At 35.9% G+C, this 17,205-nt stretch carries 16 protein-coding genes; 9 read left to right on the forward strand and 7 right to left on the reverse strand.

The window, feature by feature from the left end:
* The 9 genes from hisD to ACNFU2_RS03025 all read left to right on the forward strand — a co-directional run bounded on the left by hisD (window position 1) and on the right by ACNFU2_RS03025 (window position 10,791).
* Window positions 1–1,284 (forward strand): histidinol dehydrogenase, encoded by a 1,284-nt coding sequence (gene hisD / locus ACNFU2_RS02985; protein ID WP_418123640.1) that lies wholly within the window; start codon window positions 1–3, stop codon window positions 1,282–1,284.
* A complete protein-coding gene (hisC, locus tag ACNFU2_RS02990; RefSeq protein ID WP_306612146.1) occupies window positions 1,285–2,310 on the forward strand; it encodes a histidinol-phosphate transaminase in 1,026 nt (341 codons plus the stop codon).
* Between the two features lie 2 nt (window positions 2,311–2,312).
* Window positions 2,313–3,407 carry a bifunctional histidinol-phosphatase/imidazoleglycerol-phosphate dehydratase HisB gene (gene hisB / locus ACNFU2_RS02995; protein ID WP_306612148.1) on the forward strand — a complete coding sequence of 365 codons (1,095 nt, stop codon included), beginning with the start codon at window positions 2,313–2,315 and terminating at the stop codon, window positions 3,405–3,407.
* A gap of 1 nt (window position 3,408) precedes the next feature.
* Complete coding sequence (hisH, locus tag ACNFU2_RS03000) at window positions 3,409–3,987, forward strand: imidazole glycerol phosphate synthase subunit HisH (protein ID WP_306612149.1); 579 nt, start codon at window positions 3,409–3,411, stop codon at window positions 3,985–3,987.
* A gap of 2 nt (window positions 3,988–3,989) precedes the next feature.
* Window positions 3,990–4,712 carry a 1-(5-phosphoribosyl)-5-[(5-phosphoribosylamino)methylideneamino]imidazole-4-carboxamide isomerase gene (gene hisA, locus ACNFU2_RS03005; RefSeq protein ID WP_306612151.1) on the forward strand — a complete coding sequence of 241 codons (723 nt, stop codon included), beginning with the start codon at window positions 3,990–3,992 and terminating at the stop codon, window positions 4,710–4,712.
* Window positions 4,705–5,469 (forward strand): imidazole glycerol phosphate synthase subunit HisF, encoded by a 765-nt coding sequence (hisF, locus tag ACNFU2_RS03010; protein WP_273647914.1) that lies wholly within the window; start codon window positions 4,705–4,707, stop codon window positions 5,467–5,469. Before hisA ends, hisF begins: the two co-directional genes overlap by 8 nt.
* Window positions 5,456–6,043 (forward strand): bifunctional phosphoribosyl-AMP cyclohydrolase/phosphoribosyl-ATP diphosphatase HisIE, encoded by a 588-nt coding sequence (gene hisIE / locus ACNFU2_RS03015; protein ID WP_306612154.1) that lies wholly within the window; start codon window positions 5,456–5,458, stop codon window positions 6,041–6,043. The genes hisF and hisIE overlap by 14 nt, the downstream gene beginning before the upstream one ends.
* Before the next feature lie 231 nt (window positions 6,044–6,274).
* Complete coding sequence (locus tag ACNFU2_RS03020) at window positions 6,275–8,395, forward strand: TonB-dependent receptor (protein WP_418123644.1); 2,121 nt, start codon at window positions 6,275–6,277, stop codon at window positions 8,393–8,395.
* A 398-nt stretch (window positions 8,396–8,793) separates the two neighbouring features.
* Window positions 8,794–10,791, forward strand: a complete 1,998-nt coding sequence (locus tag ACNFU2_RS03025) for a glycoside hydrolase family 97 protein (RefSeq protein WP_306612158.1) — start codon at window positions 8,794–8,796, stop codon at window positions 10,789–10,791.
* A 68-nt stretch (window positions 10,792–10,859) separates the two neighbouring features.
* Here the strand turns inward: ACNFU2_RS03025 and ACNFU2_RS03030 are convergent, their stop codons facing one another.
* From ACNFU2_RS03030 to ACNFU2_RS03060, 7 genes are all read right to left on the reverse strand, one after another.
* A complete protein-coding gene (locus ACNFU2_RS03030) occupies window positions 10,860–12,038 on the reverse strand; it encodes a M28 family peptidase (protein ID WP_418123646.1) in 1,179 nt (392 codons plus the stop codon).
* A 128-nt stretch (window positions 12,039–12,166) separates the two neighbouring features.
* Window positions 12,167–13,351 (reverse strand): M28 family peptidase, encoded by a 1,185-nt coding sequence (locus ACNFU2_RS03035; protein ID WP_306612162.1) that lies wholly within the window; start codon window positions 13,349–13,351, stop codon window positions 12,167–12,169.
* A 127-nt stretch (window positions 13,352–13,478) separates the two neighbouring features.
* The gene (locus ACNFU2_RS03040; RefSeq protein ID WP_306612164.1) at window positions 13,479–14,654 is read right to left on the reverse strand and encodes a M28 family peptidase; all 1,176 of its coding nucleotides are present in this window, start codon (window positions 14,652–14,654) and stop codon (window positions 13,479–13,481) included.
* A gap of 110 nt (window positions 14,655–14,764) precedes the next feature.
* Complete coding sequence (gene rplT / locus ACNFU2_RS03045) at window positions 14,765–15,109, reverse strand: 50S ribosomal protein L20 (RefSeq protein ID WP_172282993.1); 345 nt, start codon at window positions 15,107–15,109, stop codon at window positions 14,765–14,767.
* A 121-nt stretch (window positions 15,110–15,230) separates the two neighbouring features.
* Window positions 15,231–15,428: a 50S ribosomal protein L35 gene (rpmI, locus tag ACNFU2_RS03050; RefSeq protein ID WP_034676300.1), complete on the reverse strand. Its 198-nt coding sequence runs from the start codon at window positions 15,426–15,428 to the stop codon at window positions 15,231–15,233.
* Window positions 15,429–15,608: 180 nt separating this feature from the next.
* Window positions 15,609–16,172 carry a hypothetical protein gene (locus ACNFU2_RS03055; RefSeq protein WP_172282991.1) on the reverse strand — a complete coding sequence of 188 codons (564 nt, stop codon included), beginning with the start codon at window positions 16,170–16,172 and terminating at the stop codon, window positions 15,609–15,611.
* Between the two features lie 173 nt (window positions 16,173–16,345).
* Window positions 16,346–17,167 (reverse strand): alpha/beta fold hydrolase, encoded by an 822-nt coding sequence (locus tag ACNFU2_RS03060; RefSeq protein ID WP_306612175.1) that lies wholly within the window; start codon window positions 17,165–17,167, stop codon window positions 16,346–16,348.
* Window positions 17,168–17,205 lie beyond the last annotated feature (38 nt).

The following is a 17,205-nucleotide window of genomic DNA, read 5'->3' on the forward strand; positions in this document are numbered from 1 at the left end:
ATGTTTATACACAGATATCCTAAAAAAGAAACATGGAAGGAGCTGGTTAAGCGTCCTGCCCGGAAAAAAGAAGAAATCTCAGAAATTATTTCAGAAGTATTCAGGAAGATAGAAGAGGAAGGTGATAAAGCATTGCTTGAATTTACGAAGAAATATGATTCTGCTGATATTGAAGAAATAGAAGTTTCCCAAGTCGAGATTGAACAGGCGAAATCTTTGGTCAGCCCAGCGTTAAAAAAGGCAATTCAGGAGGCGAGCGAAAACATTACAAAATTTCATGCTCTGCAACAACCGGAAACGAAAAAAATAGAGACTACAAAAGGAGTGATTTGCTGGCGGGAAAATCGTGCGGTTGATAAAGTAGGGATCTATATTCCCGGAGGAACTGCGCCTTTATTTTCAACGGTTCTGATGTTGGCTATTCCTGCCCGTTTAGCCGGATGTAAAGAAATTATTCTGTGCACTCCTCCGGATAAAAATGGAAATATTAATCCTGCCATTCTTTATAGCGCAATGATTTGTGGGGTGACCAGAATATTTAAAGCAGGAGGAGCACAGGCTATTGCAGCAATGGCTATCGGAACGGAAAGTATACCAAACGTATATAAAATATTCGGGCCCGGAAATCAGTTTGTGGTTGCAGCAAAAGAATATGCACAAAACTATGGGGTAGCCATTGATATGCCTGCAGGGCCAAGTGAAGTTCTGGTTATTGCAGATCAGCAGGCAGTGCCTGCTTTCTGTGCGGCTGATCTTCTTTCCCAGGCAGAACACGGAAGTGACAGTCAGGTTGTTTTTATTTCTACAGATTTTGGAATATTTACTGAAACGATCAAAGAAATAGATAATCAGATCAAAAAACTTCCCAGGAATCAATTTGCGGAAGAGTCTTTAAACAACAGTTATTTTATTTTACTTAATACGGTAGAAGAAGCAATAGAATTCAGCAATTTATATGGTCCGGAACACCTTATTCTGGCAATAGAAAATTTTGAGGGATCTATTTCTTCAATTCAAAATGCTGGGTCCGTGTTTTTAGGAAACTATTCCTGTGAAAGCGCCGGAGATTATGCCAGTGGAACCAATCACACACTTCCTACCAACGGATTTGCACGCAATTACAGCGGTGTTTCATTGGACAGTTTTGTAAAGAAAATCACTTTTCAGGAGCTTTCAGCAAAAGGCTTGCAGAATTTGGGAAAAACAATAGAAATAATGGCAGAGGCAGAAGGATTATTTGCCCACAAGAATGCCGTTTCAATACGATTAAAAAATAAAAAATAGATGAAACAATTAACGATCAGTCAATTTGTACGGAAGAATATTTTAGAGCTACAACCTTATATCAGTTTCAGGGATCATAATGAATTTGAATCACCGGTTCTAATGGATGCCAATGAAAGTCCTTTTGGAGAGTTTAACCGGTATCCGGATTCTACCCAGAAGAAGCTTAAAAATAAAATTGCAGATCTCAAGGAACTATCTCCAGAGCAGATCGCAATCGGAAACGGAAGTGATGAGCTTATAGACCTGATCATAAGGATTTTCTGTGAGCCCAAAAAAGACGCTATCATGATGATGAATCCATCTTTTGCGATGTATGCATTTTATGCTACGATCAACGAAAACAAGGTGATCAAAATGGATCTTGACGAAAACTTTGAGATTATCAAGGAAAACTTTCTCAAGATATCCATGGAAAACCGGCCTAAGATATTTTTCCTTTGTTCGCCTAATAATCCTACGGGGAACAGTGTCGATGATATTGAATTCTACTTACAGAATTTTGATGGAATTGTAGTAGTCGATGAAGCCTATATTGAATTTTCAGATAAAAAATCCAGCCTGGAATTGCTGATGAAATATCCAAACCTTATCGTTCTTCAAACTTTTTCAAAGGCCTGGGGAAAAGCGGGAGCAAGAGTTGGGATCGCCTATGCTTCTAAAGAAATCATTAATCTCATCAACACTGTGAAGGCTCCTTATAACGTTAATTCTTTAAGCCAGGATTTGATTTTAAAAAGCATCGATCAGATAGATTTGTTTCAGCAGAATGTTGAAAATATATTAATTGAAAGAGCCTGGTTAAACAATGAGCTCAAAAAGCTTCAATGCGTGACTAAAATTTTCCCTACCGATGCCAATTTTTTCCTGGTTGAATTTACCAATGCAGACCAGGTTCATCAAAAGTTACTGGCCAATGAGGTACTTACCAATAAAAGGGCTCCGGCTATTCCTGATTGCATACGCATCAATATCGGAACAAGAGAAGAAAATATGAAATTAATTGCTGTTTTAAATAGAGTGTAATTATGAAAAAAGTACTGTTTATAGACCGTGACGGGACACTCATTATTGAGCCACCTACAGATTTTCAGGTTGATTCTTTGGAGAAACTGGAGTTTTATCCGGGTGTTTTTCAAAACCTTTCCAAAATAGCCAGGGAACTGGATTATGAATTGGTAATAGTAACCAATCAGGATGGATTGGGAACTGAAAGCTTCCCTTACGAAGACTTTATTAAGCCTCAGGAAAAAATGTTGAATGCTTTTAAAAATGAAGGAATAATTTTCAATGATATATTAATTGATAAAAGTTTTGAACGTGAAAATCTTCCTACCCGAAAGCCAGGAATAGGGATGCTTGGTCAATACATCTATGGAAATTATGATCTTGAAAACTCATACGTTATCGGAGATCGATTGACAGATATTCAGTTGGCCAAAAATTTAGGATCAAAAGCAATTTTTATCAGTGAAATGGCTGATGATAATGCTGCTTTGACAACCAAAGAATGGTCGGAAATTTATCAGTTTTTAAAAGATATGCCAAGAAAAGCAAAAGTTGCAAGGAAGACTAATGAAACAGAAATAGAAATTGAAGTTAACCTCGATGGGAAAGGCAACTCCAGTATTTCAACAGGACTGCACTTTTTTGATCATATGCTTGAGCAAATTTCAAAGCATGGAAATTTAGATCTAAGTATTCAGGTGAAGGGAGATCTGCAGGTAGATGAACACCATACGATAGAAGATACGGCCATCGTTCTGGGGCAGGCTGTTCTTAAAGCATTAGGAAATAAGAAAGGGATTGAAAGATATGGCTTTCTACTTCCGATGGACGACTGTCTGGCCCAGGTGGCTCTGGATTTTGGAGGGAGACCATGGCTGGTTTGGGATGCTGATTTTAGAAGAGAAAAAATAGGAGATGTTCCTACTGAATTGTTTTTCCACTTTTTTAAATCATTTTCCGATGCATCTCAATCCAACCTGAATATTAAAGCGGAAGGAAGCAATGAGCATCACAAGATCGAGTCTGTTTTTAAGGCTTTTGCCAAAGCTTTAAAGATGGCTGTAAATCAGACCGATCAGAATTTTAATTTACCTTCAACTAAAGGAAGCTTATAAGATGATTGCAATTATTAAATATAATGGCGGAAATGTACAATCCGTTCAGAATGCCTTGGGTAGGTTAAACGTGGAATCAGTGGTCAGTGATGATTTTACTATTATTCAACAGGCTGATAAAGTGATTTTCCCTGGCGTAGGAGAAGCATCTTCAACAATGGAACTTTTAAAGGAAAAAGGACTTGATACGTTCATCCCCGGGTTAAAACAGCCGGTATTGGGAATATGTTTGGGAATGCAGCTGATGTGTAAAGATAATGAAGAAGGAAATACTACAGGAATGGGAATTTTTGATATCAATGTCAAAAAATTTCCGGCGAATGATATAGTTCCTCATATGGGATGGAATACAGTAAACGATTTGAAGAGTCCTGTTTTTTCAGGTATTGAAAAAACAAATGACCTGTATTTCGTGCACAGCTACTATTGTGAGCTTTCTGAGTATACGACTTCTGTTTGTGATTATATACTTCCATTCAGTGCGTCACTACAAAAAGACAATTTCTTTGCTACCCAGTTTCACCCTGAAAAGTCCGGGAAAGTGGGGGCAAGATTACTTCAAAACTTTTTAAATCTGTAATTATGAAGATCATTCCTGCTATTGATATTATTGACGGAAAATGTGTACGTCTTTCTAAAGGAGATTACAACACAAAGAAAATATATAACGAAAGCCCCCTTGAGGTGGCAAAAGAGTTTGAAGATTCCGGTATTCAGTATCTCCACCTGGTAGATCTGGACGGAGCTAAATCCAGGCATATTGTAAATCAGAAAATATTGGAATCAATTGCTCGCGAGACTTCCTTGCAAATTGATTTTGGAGGAGGATTAAAAACACCGGAAGATATTGAGACGGCTCTTAATGCTGGTGCAAGTCAGGTGACTATCGGGAGCATTGCAGTTCAGGATCCGGAACTCTGTTACGCTTTGGTCAGCAAATACGGTCCTGAAAAAATTATTCTCGGAGCTGATTGTGAAAACAGAAAAATAAAAACTTCCGGATGGCTTGAAGAAAGTCAAATTGATGTAATCTCTTTTATCCTTCAATATAAAGAAAAAGGAATTAGGCAGGTAATCTGCACGGATATTTCTAAAGACGGAATGCTGGAGGGACCGTCAATCGATCTGTATCAGGATATTTTAGGGAATGTTCCTGTTAATCTGATTGCCAGTGGAGGAATTTCAGGTATCGGGGATGTATATAGGATGAAAGAAATAGGCTGTTCCGGAACGATCATCGGAAAAGCTATTTACGAGGGGAAAATTGAATTAAAAGAACTTCAGAACTTTATTGAAAATGCTTAAAAAAAGAATTATTCCATGTCTTGATATTAAAGATGGGACAACCGTGAAAGGAATTAATTTTGAAGGACTCCGAAATGCAGGAGATCCGATCAGCCTGGCTAAAAAATATGAAATTGACGGTGCGGACGAACTGGTCTTTCTCGATATCACAGCTACTATTGAAGAAAGAAAAACCTTTGTAGAACTTGTCCGGGATATCGCAAAAGAATTAAGCATTCCTTTTACAGTTGGCGGAGGAATCAATTCTATTGAAGATGTAAGAAAACTTCTTGAAGCGGGAGCAGATAAGATCAGTATCAATTCTTCTGCTGTCAAGAAACCACAGCTTATTACAGATCTGGCCAATGAATTCGGAAGTCAGTGTATTGTGGTTGCCATTGACACAAAATTCGTGTATAATGAAGATTGGGTCCACATTAAAGGCGGAAGAGAAGCAACAGAGCTGAAAACTTTGGATTGGGCTAAAAAAGCTGAAGTTTTAGGTGCCGGTGAAATTCTTCTGACATCAATGGATGGTGACGGAACCAAAAAGGGATTTGATATCAGGATAACCAAAGCGGTGTCTGAAATTGTCAATATCCCCGTAATTGCTTCAGGAGGGGCAGGAACAATAGGAGATTTTACAGAAGTATTTCAGGAAACAAAAGCTACCGGTGGTTTGGCTGCGAGTATTTTCCATTTTGGAGAAATTCATATTCAGGATGTAAAAAAAGAATTATTATATAAAAAAATACAGGTAAGAAATGATCAATTTTAATAAAACAAACGGGCTGGTTCCGGTTATTATACAAGATGCACGGACTTTACAGGTTTTAATGCTCGGCTATATGAATGAAGAAGCATGGAACAAAACCAGGGCGGAAGGAATTGTTACCTTTTTCAGCCGGTCAAAAAACAGATTATGGACAAAAGGAGAAGAGTCAGGGAATTTTTTAATGGTAAAAAGTATCGATATTGATTGCGATAAGGATACTATTTTGATAAAAGCTACTCCTAAAAATGTGGTTTGTCATACCGGAAGCTTTAGCTGTTTTGGTGAAAAAGATTCCAAGGGATTTTTATATGAGCTGGAGGAAAAAATAGGACAAAGAATTGATGATAAAACAGAGGGATCTTATACCTACTCACTATATCAGAGAGGTATCAACAAGGTTGCCCAGAAAGTAGGTGAGGAGGCCATAGAGCTGGTAATCGAAGCAAAGGACGATAATGAAAAATTGTTTAAGGATGAAGCTGCGGACCTGATGTATCACTTTTTAATTCTGTTGAAAGCCAAAAACTTTTCCCTGAAAGACATTGAACGCATTTTGCTGGAGAGGAATGGAAGATAAAAATATTTGGCACATTATATTAGATGTGGGTTAGCTAGTAAACATGACATTTATCTTTTAATGTGTAAAAAATAAAATTACTTAATTGAATTTTTGGATTTTTTACATTAAAATAAGTTTTTATAATTCAATCGTTTTTCATTTTATCTGATTGGGTTGAATCTGTCTTATTTAGTAAAATATTAAAAGCATTACTTTTGCCTTTTAATTATTCTAAATAAGAACACGTAGATGAAAAAAAATATTTTTTGTTTGGGAAGCTTGATCGCAGCTTCCTTAATACATGCACAAAAAAAAGATTCACTTGATCAAAGGAGACTTGAAGAAGTTATTATCACAGCATCAAGGTCTCCCGAAATTGTAAAAAAGACGGCTTCTACAGTACATATTATCCATAAAAAAGAAATTGAAGAGCAGTCTCTGATATCTCCTGATCTCAGTAATATATTAGCTTATAAAGTTCCGGGACTTGCTTTTGGTAATAATCTCGTAGGAAATAGAGGCCAAACCCTGAGGGGTAGAAATGTACTGATCATGATCGATGGTATTCCTCAATCAAGTCCGTTACGAAATAATGACAGAGAGATCAGAAGTATTGATCCGTCAGTACTTGAACGTATTGAAGTTGTTAAAGGAGCAACATCCATTTATGGAAATGGTGCAGAGGGCGGTATTATCAATTATATCACTCAGAAAAATACTAAGAGCAAACCATTTTCAGGAAAAACAGTTTTGGGCTTTACCAGTCATGATTTATTCAACAGTAATATGTTCAAATCGGACGGTGGCGCTGGCTACAGGGTTTCCCAGAGTTTTTTTGGAAACTTAGGAAAGTGGGATTACCTAATTAACGGTACAATTACTCAGAATGGAGTGAAAATAGACGGTGATGATTTGGTTCAAAATCCAAGATATGGATTAGGAGAAACCAGTGTAGGAAACGTATTCGGAAAAATAGGATATAATATAGATGATGATAATAGAGTGGAGTTAATGTATAATTATTATTCCAGTTTACAGGATTCTAAATATATTCTTGATATCGGAAAGTATGGAGAAAGACCTTCTACAGGAAAATTAGGAAACAGAGAAGGGGTGAAAGAGGGAACAAGATATAATCATAACGGATATTTAAAATATATCAATAAAAATATTTTCCATCAGACTTCCCTCAATACAACGCTTTATTTTCAGGACTTTTATACAATCTATGATTATCGTAACCCACCAAGATGGAAAACAGGGGGACAATCGGCTATTTTGGAAAAGAAATATGGTTTCAGGGCAGATTTTAATACTGAATTTAAAAAAGGAAATGAGCTGATAGGTTCTTTAACCTATGGTCTTGATTTACTCAATGAGAAAACAAGCCAGCCTTTGGTAGACGGAAGAATATGGGTTCCTGAAATGAGTATGCTGGCGGCTGCTCCTTTTGTACAAGGTAAATTGTTTATCACCAAAGATTTAACTGTTAAAGCAGGATTACGATGGGATAAGATGTCTGTAAAAGTTCCGGATTATACTACATTGCCTTCTGGAAATGCCTCTGAATTTAATGTGCAGGGAGGCCAGTTAAATTATTCCAATATATCATATAATGTAGGAGTAAGTTATGTTGCAATTGACTTTTTCCAGCCTTTTACCTCTTACTCAAGAGGATTTAATATTTATGATTTAGGACGAGTGCTGAGAGATGCTAAAACTAATGTTTTAAATGAAATCAATACGGATCCTGTTGTTATTGATAATTACGAGATTGGATTTAACAGTAAAATTGGCCGGGCTGTTGATTTCTCAGCGAGTTATTTTTATAATTATTCAAAATTGGGGGCAGACCTGGTCTCTGTAAACGGATTTTGGACGCCTTTGAGAGCGCCACAGTACATTAGTGGAGTAGAGCTGGCAATGAACGTATATCCGACCAGAGGATTAATTATAGGAGCTAATTATACTTACCAGGAAGGAAAAGTAGACGTGAAAAATGATAATAGCTATGATAAATATTTGAGCGGATTGAGGATCGCTCCAGCCAGACTTAATTCTTATATCAAATGGAATAATAAATCCCAGAAGCTTCAATTAGGAGTTTATCATATGTACTCCTTTAAAAGAGAACAATTTGAACCGGTATCCGGAAAATATCAGGAAGGAGAAGGTCCTGTAAAGGAATTTAACCTTTTTAATTTTCAAGGGAGTTACCAATTTAATAATGTAATTACGGTAGGATTAGGAATAGAAAATGTCTTGAATAAAACCTATTATACTCCAACTTCAATGTACACTGCACGAGATGCAGAGTATGTAAGAGGAAACGGAAGGTATTATACCTTGTCTCTGAATTTTAATTACTAGACTAATTTTAGCTATATGAATAATGAAATCCTATCTGCTTTTAGATAGGGTTTTGTGTTTTAAAGAATATAATCCTCTTTGTCCTATGTAATATACATTATTTCTTCAATCTGGTTCTGAACGAAATGCCCAGAGCAATAAAGAATGCTGAGGATTCTCTTGATATTTCAGCTCCCGAAGAGAAATCAATTATAGAGTTAGGATTTATGAGATAGGTAATTCCTCCATTAATAGGAGAATCAGTTTTTGCATTCTGAGCGCCATAGCAGTATTAGGCATAAAAAACTTATAAAGCAGATGATATTTTCAAAACATTTTTCATAATTTACATTTTATTTTCAAAACAACCTTAAAGAATATGCCATAAACAGAATTTGTACAAATACCCAGTAATATTTATGAAAAAAAATGATTTTATTATTTTCATCTTATTCTGTCTGATACTTTTGCCTACAGGGGTTTCAGCTCAAAAACAATTAATACTCACTTCTCCTGATAATAAACTGAAAACCTTCATCAACGTAGGTAAAACAGTAGAGTATTCCGTGCTACACAATGGAGATGTAATGCTCGACAAATCTGCTATCTCCATGACACTTGATGATGGATCTTTCTATGGGAAAAATGGAAAACTTTTAAGATCGTCAGAAAAAAAAGTTAACCAGACTTTCAATGTGCGGATATATAAACGCCAGCAAATTAAAGACTATTATAATGAACTGATATTAGAGTTTAAAGATTATCATATTATTTTTAGAGCTTATGATGAAGGGATTGCTTACAGATTTGTGTCTTTAGCTAAAAAGCCATTTAAAATAATGGCTGAACAAGCTGAATTTAATTTCCCTGCAGATCAAAAAGCTTTTATCAACTATACCAATAAACCGGAAACAGCTCCTTTGGAAAAACAATTTTTCAACTCGTTTGAACAACCTTATTTTCATTATCCTTTATCCGAATGGAATAAGAAAAGACTAGCTATCAATCCTTTACTTGTAGAAGGGGTAAAGGGTAAAAAGCTTTGTATTGCCGAATCTGACCTGATCAATTACCCGGGAATGTTCTTATATCCGGGAGATAAATCCAATAGTTTAAAAGGCGTATTTGCACCTTACCCGAAAGAAGTTCAGCAAGGGGGACATAATAATTTGCAGATGCTCATAAAATCTCGTGAAAACTTTGTTGCCCAATTCGATAAAGGGACAGACTTTCCTTGGCGAATCATTATTATTTCCGAGAAAGACTCAGATTTGACAGATAGTGATATCGTCTATAAATTGGCAACTCCTTCTCAGGGAGATTATTCATGGGTGAAACCAGGAAAAGTAGCCTGGGATTGGTGGAATGATTGGAATTTGTACAATGTAAATTTTAAGACCGGGGTTAATAATGAAACCTACCGATATTATATCGATTTTGCTGCTCAATATGGAATAGAATATGTGATTCTTGATGAAGGCTGGGCAGTGAATAAGAAAGCAGACCTCTTTCAGGTAGTCCCTGAAATCAATCTGCCGGAATTGATTGCTTACGCAAATTCCAAAAAAGTAGGGCTTATTCTTTGGGCAGGGTATTATGCTTTTGATCGTGATATGGAAGCTGTTTGCAGACATTATAGTGAAATGGGAATCAAAGGTTTTAAAGTAGACTTTATGGATCGGGATGACCAGATCATTGTTGACTTTCACCGGAGAGGGGCAGCAATGGCTGCAAAATATAAGTTGTTGATAGATTATCATGGGACATATAAACCTACAGGGCTACAACGAACCTATCCTAATGTTATTAATTTTGAAGGGGTAAACGGATTGGAGCAAATGAAATGGGCAGATCATCTTGACCAGGTGACCTATGATGTAACCATTCCATTTATCCGACAGATAGCAGGTCCAATGGATTATACTCAGGGAGCAATGCGTAATGCAACCAAAGATAATTTCAAAAGTGTTGATAGTGAAGCTATGAGCCAGGGAACACGATGCCGTCAGCTGGCAGAATATATAGTCTTTGAGTCTCCGTTAAATATGCTTTGTGATAGCCCGTCAAATTATATGGCAGAAACGGAATGTACAGAATTTATTGCTAAGGTTCCTACCATTTGGGATCAAACCATAGCTTTAGATGGTGAGGTCGCAAAATATGTAGCAATAGCCCGTAAAAAAGGAGATGATTGGTATATGGGTGCTTTAACCAACTGGAATGCACGTACTGTAGAATTAGATTTATCATTCCTAGGAAAAGGCAATTTCAAAGGTGAAGTATTTAAAGATGGAATCAACGCGAATCGTGTTGCTAAAGATTACAAAAAGGAAGTCATTGACATTCCAGCCAATAGAAAATTAACCGTATCAATGGCGTCAGGAGGAGGTTACGTAATAAAGATCACAAAAAAATAAAGAATTATAAAAACCAAAAGCTTTCTAAAAATAGAAAGCTTTTGTATTAAGATATATAGTATAAGTGATTATTCAATCATAATTTTTCTAACTACTGTATGCTCATCGGCTTTAAGATTTCCTAAATAAACCCCTTTTGGCAAATTAGAAACATTAATTCTTGTCTGGTTTTCTTGCTTAAGTAAAGACCTACCTAACAGATCGGTGATTTCAAAACTGAAGTTGCTAACGGAAGATGGTAATTCCAGACTCAGAATATCTTTTGCCGGATTGGGATAAATTTTAATGGATTCAAGCTTATCTGCGGCGGTTTCTTTGGTATTCAAAACTAAAGATGCCGTAGTGGATGCTACTGCAAAATGCTGAAGTGCCCCCACCGTTGCTTTTCCTACATTGAAAATATATACAGGGTCTGTATTCGCAAAGGTATCATTCACAGTATGCGGATAACTGCTTCTTTTATACTCAAAGTATCCTGTAATTACTTCTCCTTTCTGTTCAAAAGGGATATAGTCCGTATCTTCTGCCGGATCAATCCCTGTAAGTAGTGGAGAATATAGAGTAGTACAGGTTACCAGCTGTTGTGTAACCGCACTTGATGCCACATTATTGCTGCTTACTCCTCCCTGATCCTCATCACAGTATATTCTGTTATTTACATTCCCCATTTTTCCACCTACCTGGTCAAGATTGAATACCAGTTTTATATCCAGCTTTCGAACACCGTTTTGATAAGCTACATTGTTTACATAATGAGAACTTCCTCTTAATCCCTGTTCTTCCCCGGAAAAATGAATAAACTTGATAGAATATTCTGTCGGAACATTTCTAAGGATCCTGGCAGCTTCCAGTATAATTGAAGTACCACTACCGTTATCATTGGTTCCCGGACCTACGATGCTATCAAAGTGCCCACAAATAATAACATATTTATTAGGATATACTGTTCCTGTTTTGGTGATGATCAGGTTTTTAGAACTTGTGCTTCCAAAGGTAAATGGATCCTCAACAATCTGGCTTGCTGTGTAGCCGTAAGATAAATATTTGTTTTTGATCCACGTAAGCGCATTGGCATTATTGGTAGAACCTGTTGTTTTTACACCAAGATTTTGGAACTGCTGCAGATTGGTTGTAATATTGGTTTGTGTAACCTGGTTAGCCCTGTCCTGATAAACTTGAATGAAGGTTTGAGATTGTAATTGCTGGCCTAATAAAGCGCAAAAAAGAAGAGTAATTATATTTTTCATTGTTAGGTGATTTTTGTAAAAGTAATCATAAAATCACAATGAAAGAATAAAAATATTATGTAATAAATAAAAAATGCTCTTATTGTTGATAATAAAAGCATTTTTGTAATTGGGAGATATTTGATGATTTATTTTTCTATAACAATTTTTCTTGTTGTAGTCTGACCTTTGGCTTTTATAATGACTAGATAAGCTCCTTCCTGCAAACCGGAAACATCGATTTTTCCTTGATTTTCTTTTTTGATCAGAATATGTCCTAAAAGATCTGTCAGCTCAAAGTTGAATTCTTTAATGGTATCAGGTAAATCAATAGTTATAATATCTTTTGCCGGGTTAGGATATATCTTTACTGATTCTATTGATGCCTGAGCTTTTGTTTCTTCTGTGTTTAGAACCATTGCTGCGGTTGTAGATGCAACGGCAAAATGTTGGAGCGCACCAACAGCAGCTTTACCTACATTGAATACATATACAGGATCTATATTGGCAAAGGTATCATTTACCGTATGCTCATTATTGCTCCTGATATTCTCATAAAAACCTGTGATAATATCTCCGTTTTCTTCAAAAGGAATATAGTCTGAAGCATATGCGGTAGCCATTACTGTCTGAAGAGGAGAGTACAGACTTGTACAGGTAGCCAGCTGTTGGGTAAAGGAGCTCGATGTTGCATTATTGGCAGAACTTCCGTTAACTCCCTTTTCACATTTTATCTTATTGTTGTTATTTCCTAATTTACCTCCCACCTGATCAATATTGAAGACCAGTCTTATATTAAGTTTGCGAACTCCGTTTTGAAAAACTACATTGTCCGCATAGTGGTAGCTCCCGTAAAGTCCCTGTTCCTCTCCTGAAAAATGAATGAATTTTATTGAATACTGGGTAGGGACATCTTTTAAAATTCTTGCGGCCTCTAATAAAATTGAAGTTCCGCTTCCGTTATCACTTACGCCGGATCCTGTTACCGTATCATAATGGGCGCAAATAATTACATACGTATTGGGATATGTTGTCCCTGTTTTCGTAATGATCAGATTCTTTGAACTCGTACTTCCAAATGTAAAAGGATCTTCAACGATTTGACTGGCTGTATAGCCATAAGAGAGGTACTTATTTTTTATCCACGTGAGAGTATTCGCATTGTTCGTGGAACCTGTAGTTTTGACACCAAGGTTTTCAAATTGCTGTAAATTCGTTGTAATATTGGTTTGAGTAACCTGATTGGCCCTGTTCTGATAGGCCTGAATAAATGTTTGAGATGATAGTTGCTGACTTAGCAGGCAAAAAATTAGAAAAGTAATTACATTTTTCATTAGTTGGTGATTTTTGCAAAAGTAATAATAAAATCACAATGAAAGAATATTAATTTTGTAGTATAAATAAAAAATGCTTTTATAACGTGTAATAAAAGCATTTTTAAATTATTTTTTTAGCGGTGAGTTATTTGCTGATTATTACTTTCCGTACAGCGGTATGATCAGCAGTTTTTATTATAGCTAAATAGGCACCGTTTGTCAGAGAAGAAACCTGGATCGCTTTCTTATTATTCTGTTTAATTAAAGTGTGACCTAGCAGATCTGTTAATTCAAAATTAAAATCATTAATCGTATTTGGCAGGTCAATTGTCAATACGTCTTTTGCCGGGTTAGGGTAGATCTTTACAGATTCTAATGATTTCTGTCCTTCTGTTTCGCTTGTTCCCAAATTCAGAGTTGTTGCTACAGCAAAATGTTGAAGAGCACCAACCGCTGCCATACCTACGTTGTAGACATACACAGGATCTATATTGGCAAAGGTATCATTTACCGTATGTTCATTATTACTTTTGATATTCTCATAAAAACCTGTAATGATATCTCCGTTTTGTTCAAAAGGAATATAATCTGAGGAATATGCATTAGTAATTACAGTCTGAAGAGGGGAGTAAAGACTTGTACAAGTGGCCAGCTGTTGGGTAAACGCACTTGAAGTTGCATTATTGGCAGAGCTTCCGTTAACGCCTTTCTCACACTTTATCGTATTATTGTTATTGCCAAGTTTTCCACCTACCTGATCTATATTAAATACCAGTCTTATATTCATCTGACGGATATTATTCTGAAAAACCACATTGTCTGCATAATGATAGCTTCCTTCCAGTCCCTGTTCTTCTCCTGAAAAATGAATGAATTTAATAGAATATTCTGTTGGAATATCTTTTAAGATTCTTGCAGCTTCCAATATAATAGACGTTCCGCTTCCATTGTCGCTAACTCCGGAACCGGTTATGGTATCATAATGTCCGCAGATAATTACATAGGTATCAGGATAAACAGTTCCTGTTTTGGTAATAATTAAATTCTTAGAACTGGTACTTCCAAAGGTAAAAGGATCCTCAACCATCTGACTTGCACTATATCCGTAAGACGTATATTTATTTTTGATCCAGTTTAAAGTATTGGTATTATTTACAGAACCTGTTGTTTTTACACCCAGGTTTTCAAACTCGTGTAAATTAGCTGTAATATTGGTTTGTGAAACCTGAGTTGCTCTGCTTTGGTAAGCCTGAATAAAGCTTTGTGCCTTTGCGCTATAAATAGCAATGGAAAAAAGAAGTAGAGTAGTTATTTTTTTCACTTGATAAAAGAATTACAGAATTATTATATTTTTAATGAAACAAATGTATATAATAAAAAAATCCTGAGCAAAAAACTCAGGATTTAATATTGATAACAAAAAATTTTACATTATTTTACTTGATCTACAACTGCTTTGAAAGCTTCAGGGTGATTCATTGCTAAATCTGCTAAAACTTTTCTGTTAAGCTCAATGTTGTTCTTTTTAAGAGCTCCCATAAATTGAGAGTAAGACATTCCGTGCTCTCTTGTTCCAGCGTTGATACGCGTGATCCAAAGTGATCTGAAATTTCTCTTTTTCTCTTTTCTTCCACGGTAAGCATATTGCATTGCTTTTTCTACCGCGTTTTTAGCTACAGTCCAAACGTTCTTTCTTCTACCGAAAAAACCTTTAGCTTGTTTCATGATTTTTTTTCTGCGAGCTCTTGAAGCTACTGCATTTACTGATCTTGGCATAATTTAAATTGTTTTTTTGAAAAGGGCGGTAAACTTTTTCATTACACTTATCTGCTCCGTTTCAGGGTTAAAAATTCTGAATTGTTTTAATTCCTATAAACCGAATATAGATTTATAAAAACTACTTAATTGCTAATTGACGTTGAACGCTTTTCTCATCCACTTTAGCTACGTAAGAAGTAGTAGTAAGATTTCTCTTCTGCTTAGTTTCTTTTTTAGTTAAGATGTGGCTTTTGTAAGCATTTTTTCTTTTGATCTTACCAGTTCCGGTAAGAGCAAAACGTTTCTTAGCACCTGATTTCGTTTTTAATTTTGGCATTGTCTTGCTTTTTTATTATTTTGTTATCAATATCTGATTTACTTTCTTCCCAAAGACACTTAGGAATAATAGTGTGCAAAGATACAAAAAATATCAATTCGAATTTTCAAAATTGTGATTTTATAGTATTTTCAAAAAACCACTTCTATAAAAAGTGGTTACAAATCATTAAATTACTCACTAGATATCCTTATGAGTTATTTCTCTTCTTTCCTGATTATTTCCACCCAGAATAACTTTAACTCTAAAACCACTACCGATTAAATATCCGGTTCTTGAATAAAGCTGAAGCTTAATATGTGGGTTGGAAACGTTCCCTGCAACTGCGCTGTCTGAATTCCAAAGAGGAGTATCGTTATTGTAAATAACAAGATTCCCATCATTTTGTGCAATAAGTTTTGGGGTACCTCCGCTTCTTACCGTATTAGATGCCCATAGTACTCTGTAGCTGCTAGGTGTTTCAGCATATAGGACAAGATTACTATCTCCTTGCATTACCAGACGGTAAGTAACACCCTGATTTTCTAAACTAATTGATTCGCCGGCATTTAACACCTGAGGATGATTGGTTGTTTCCGAAATAAATGTTAATGTGGTAAGACCACCACCAGGAATAGATTTATTTGCATTCGCAGTTGTTTGTACCTTTCCATTTTCTACAATTACATTGTCAAGAGTATCGTCCTGACCACAAGATGCTAAAAGCATTGAAAGACTTACAAAAGTCAATAATTTTATCTTCATATATTATTTTTTTGAGCCGCAAAAATAATAAAAAATCAAATTAACTCACAATTATAAGACTTAATATATTTTAATTTTCTCTTTATTAATCGCATTTTCAGGAAGATAAATTTATAACAAAAAAAAGACCGATTGGTGAATCAGTCCTTTTAGTTTTTATTTCAATTAAGGTTTTATGATTGGAAAAAAGCAAGAAGATCTCTGTTAATAGTTTCAGCTTCAGTCGTTGGCATACCGTGAGGGAATCCCGGATAAGTGATCAACTTTCCATTTTTAACTAATTTTGCGGCTACCACACCTGTAGTTTCATAAGGTACAATCTGATCATCTTCCCCATGAAGCACCAATACCGGAACATCTGTACTTTTAAGATCTTCTGTAAAATCAGTTTCCGAAAAAGCTTTGATACAGTCATAATGTGCTTTAATTGATCCCATCATTCCCTGTCTCCACCAGTTTCTCTGGATACCTTCGGAAATGTTAGCTCCTTCTCTGTTATAGCCATAAAAAGGGAAGGTAATATCGATATAGAATTGCTGCCTGTGGTGTGCCGTATTGTTACGGATATCATCAAAAACAGAAATCGGGACACCGTTCGGGTTATTTTGATTTTGAACCATAATCGGGGTAACAGCGCTTATTAAAACAGCTTTGGCAACTCTTCCTTTTCCATGCTGTGCTACATATCTGATCACTTCACCGCCTCCTGTGGAATGTCCTACGTGGATCACATCTTTCAGGTCTAGTGCCGTTACAATCTCATCAACATCTGATGCATACGTGTCCATATCATGTCCCTCCGCAGTCTGGGTGGATCTTCCATGCCCCCTTCTGTCGTGAGCAATGACTCTGTATCCTTTTTCCAAAAAGAAAAGCATTTGAGCATCCCAGTCGTCACTTGATAATGGCCATCCGTGATGAAAAAATACAGGTTGTCCTTTTCCCCAGTCTTTGTAATAAATTTCAGTTCCGTCTTTTAGTTGAATTGTACTCATTGTTTTTAATTTTATGATTAGTAATTTAATTTTTTAAT

Source organism: Chryseobacterium sp. PTM-20240506 (assembly GCF_048296755.1).
GTDB classification, from domain to species: domain Bacteria; phylum Bacteroidota; class Bacteroidia; order Flavobacteriales; family Weeksellaceae; genus Chryseobacterium; species Chryseobacterium proteolyticum.

Excerpts from the sequence above, each read along its gene's own strand:
- rpmI (WP_034676300.1), bottom strand. The coding sequence starts at position 15,428 with ATGCCAAAATTAAAAACGAAATCAGGTGCTAAGAAACGTTTTGCTCTT.
- ACNFU2_RS03020 (WP_418123644.1), top strand. The coding sequence starts at position 6,275 with ATGAAAAAAAATATTTTTTGTTTGGGAAGCTTGATCGCAGCTTCCTTA.
- ACNFU2_RS03055 (WP_172282991.1), bottom strand. The coding sequence starts at position 16,172 with ATGAAGATAAAATTATTGACTTTTGTAAGTCTTTCAATGCTTTTAGCA.
- hisC (WP_306612146.1), top strand. The coding sequence starts at position 1,285 with ATGAAACAATTAACGATCAGTCAATTTGTACGGAAGAATATTTTAGAG.
- rplT (WP_172282993.1), bottom strand. The coding sequence starts at position 15,109 with ATGCCAAGATCAGTAAATGCAGTAGCTTCAAGAGCTCGCAGAAAAAAA.
- hisA (WP_306612151.1), top strand. The coding sequence starts at position 3,990 with ATGAAGATCATTCCTGCTATTGATATTATTGACGGAAAATGTGTACGT.
- ACNFU2_RS03060 (WP_306612175.1), bottom strand. The coding sequence starts at position 17,167 with ATGAGTACAATTCAACTAAAAGACGGAACTGAAATTTATTACAAAGAC.
- hisD (WP_418123640.1), top strand. The coding sequence starts at position 1 with ATGTTTATACACAGATATCCTAAAAAAGAAACATGGAAGGAGCTGGTT.
- ACNFU2_RS03035 (WP_306612162.1), bottom strand. The coding sequence starts at position 13,351 with ATGAAAAATGTAATTACTTTTCTAATTTTTTGCCTGCTAAGTCAGCAA.
- ACNFU2_RS03030 (WP_418123646.1), bottom strand. The coding sequence starts at position 12,038 with ATGAAAAATATAATTACTCTTCTTTTTTGCGCTTTATTAGGCCAGCAA.
- hisB (WP_306612148.1), top strand. The coding sequence starts at position 2,313 with ATGAAAAAAGTACTGTTTATAGACCGTGACGGGACACTCATTATTGAG.
- ACNFU2_RS03025 (WP_306612158.1), top strand. The coding sequence starts at position 8,794 with ATGAAAAAAAATGATTTTATTATTTTCATCTTATTCTGTCTGATACTT.
- hisH (WP_306612149.1), top strand. The coding sequence starts at position 3,409 with ATGATTGCAATTATTAAATATAATGGCGGAAATGTACAATCCGTTCAG.
- hisF (WP_273647914.1), top strand. The coding sequence starts at position 4,705 with ATGCTTAAAAAAAGAATTATTCCATGTCTTGATATTAAAGATGGGACA.
- hisIE (WP_306612154.1), top strand. The coding sequence starts at position 5,456 with ATGATCAATTTTAATAAAACAAACGGGCTGGTTCCGGTTATTATACAA.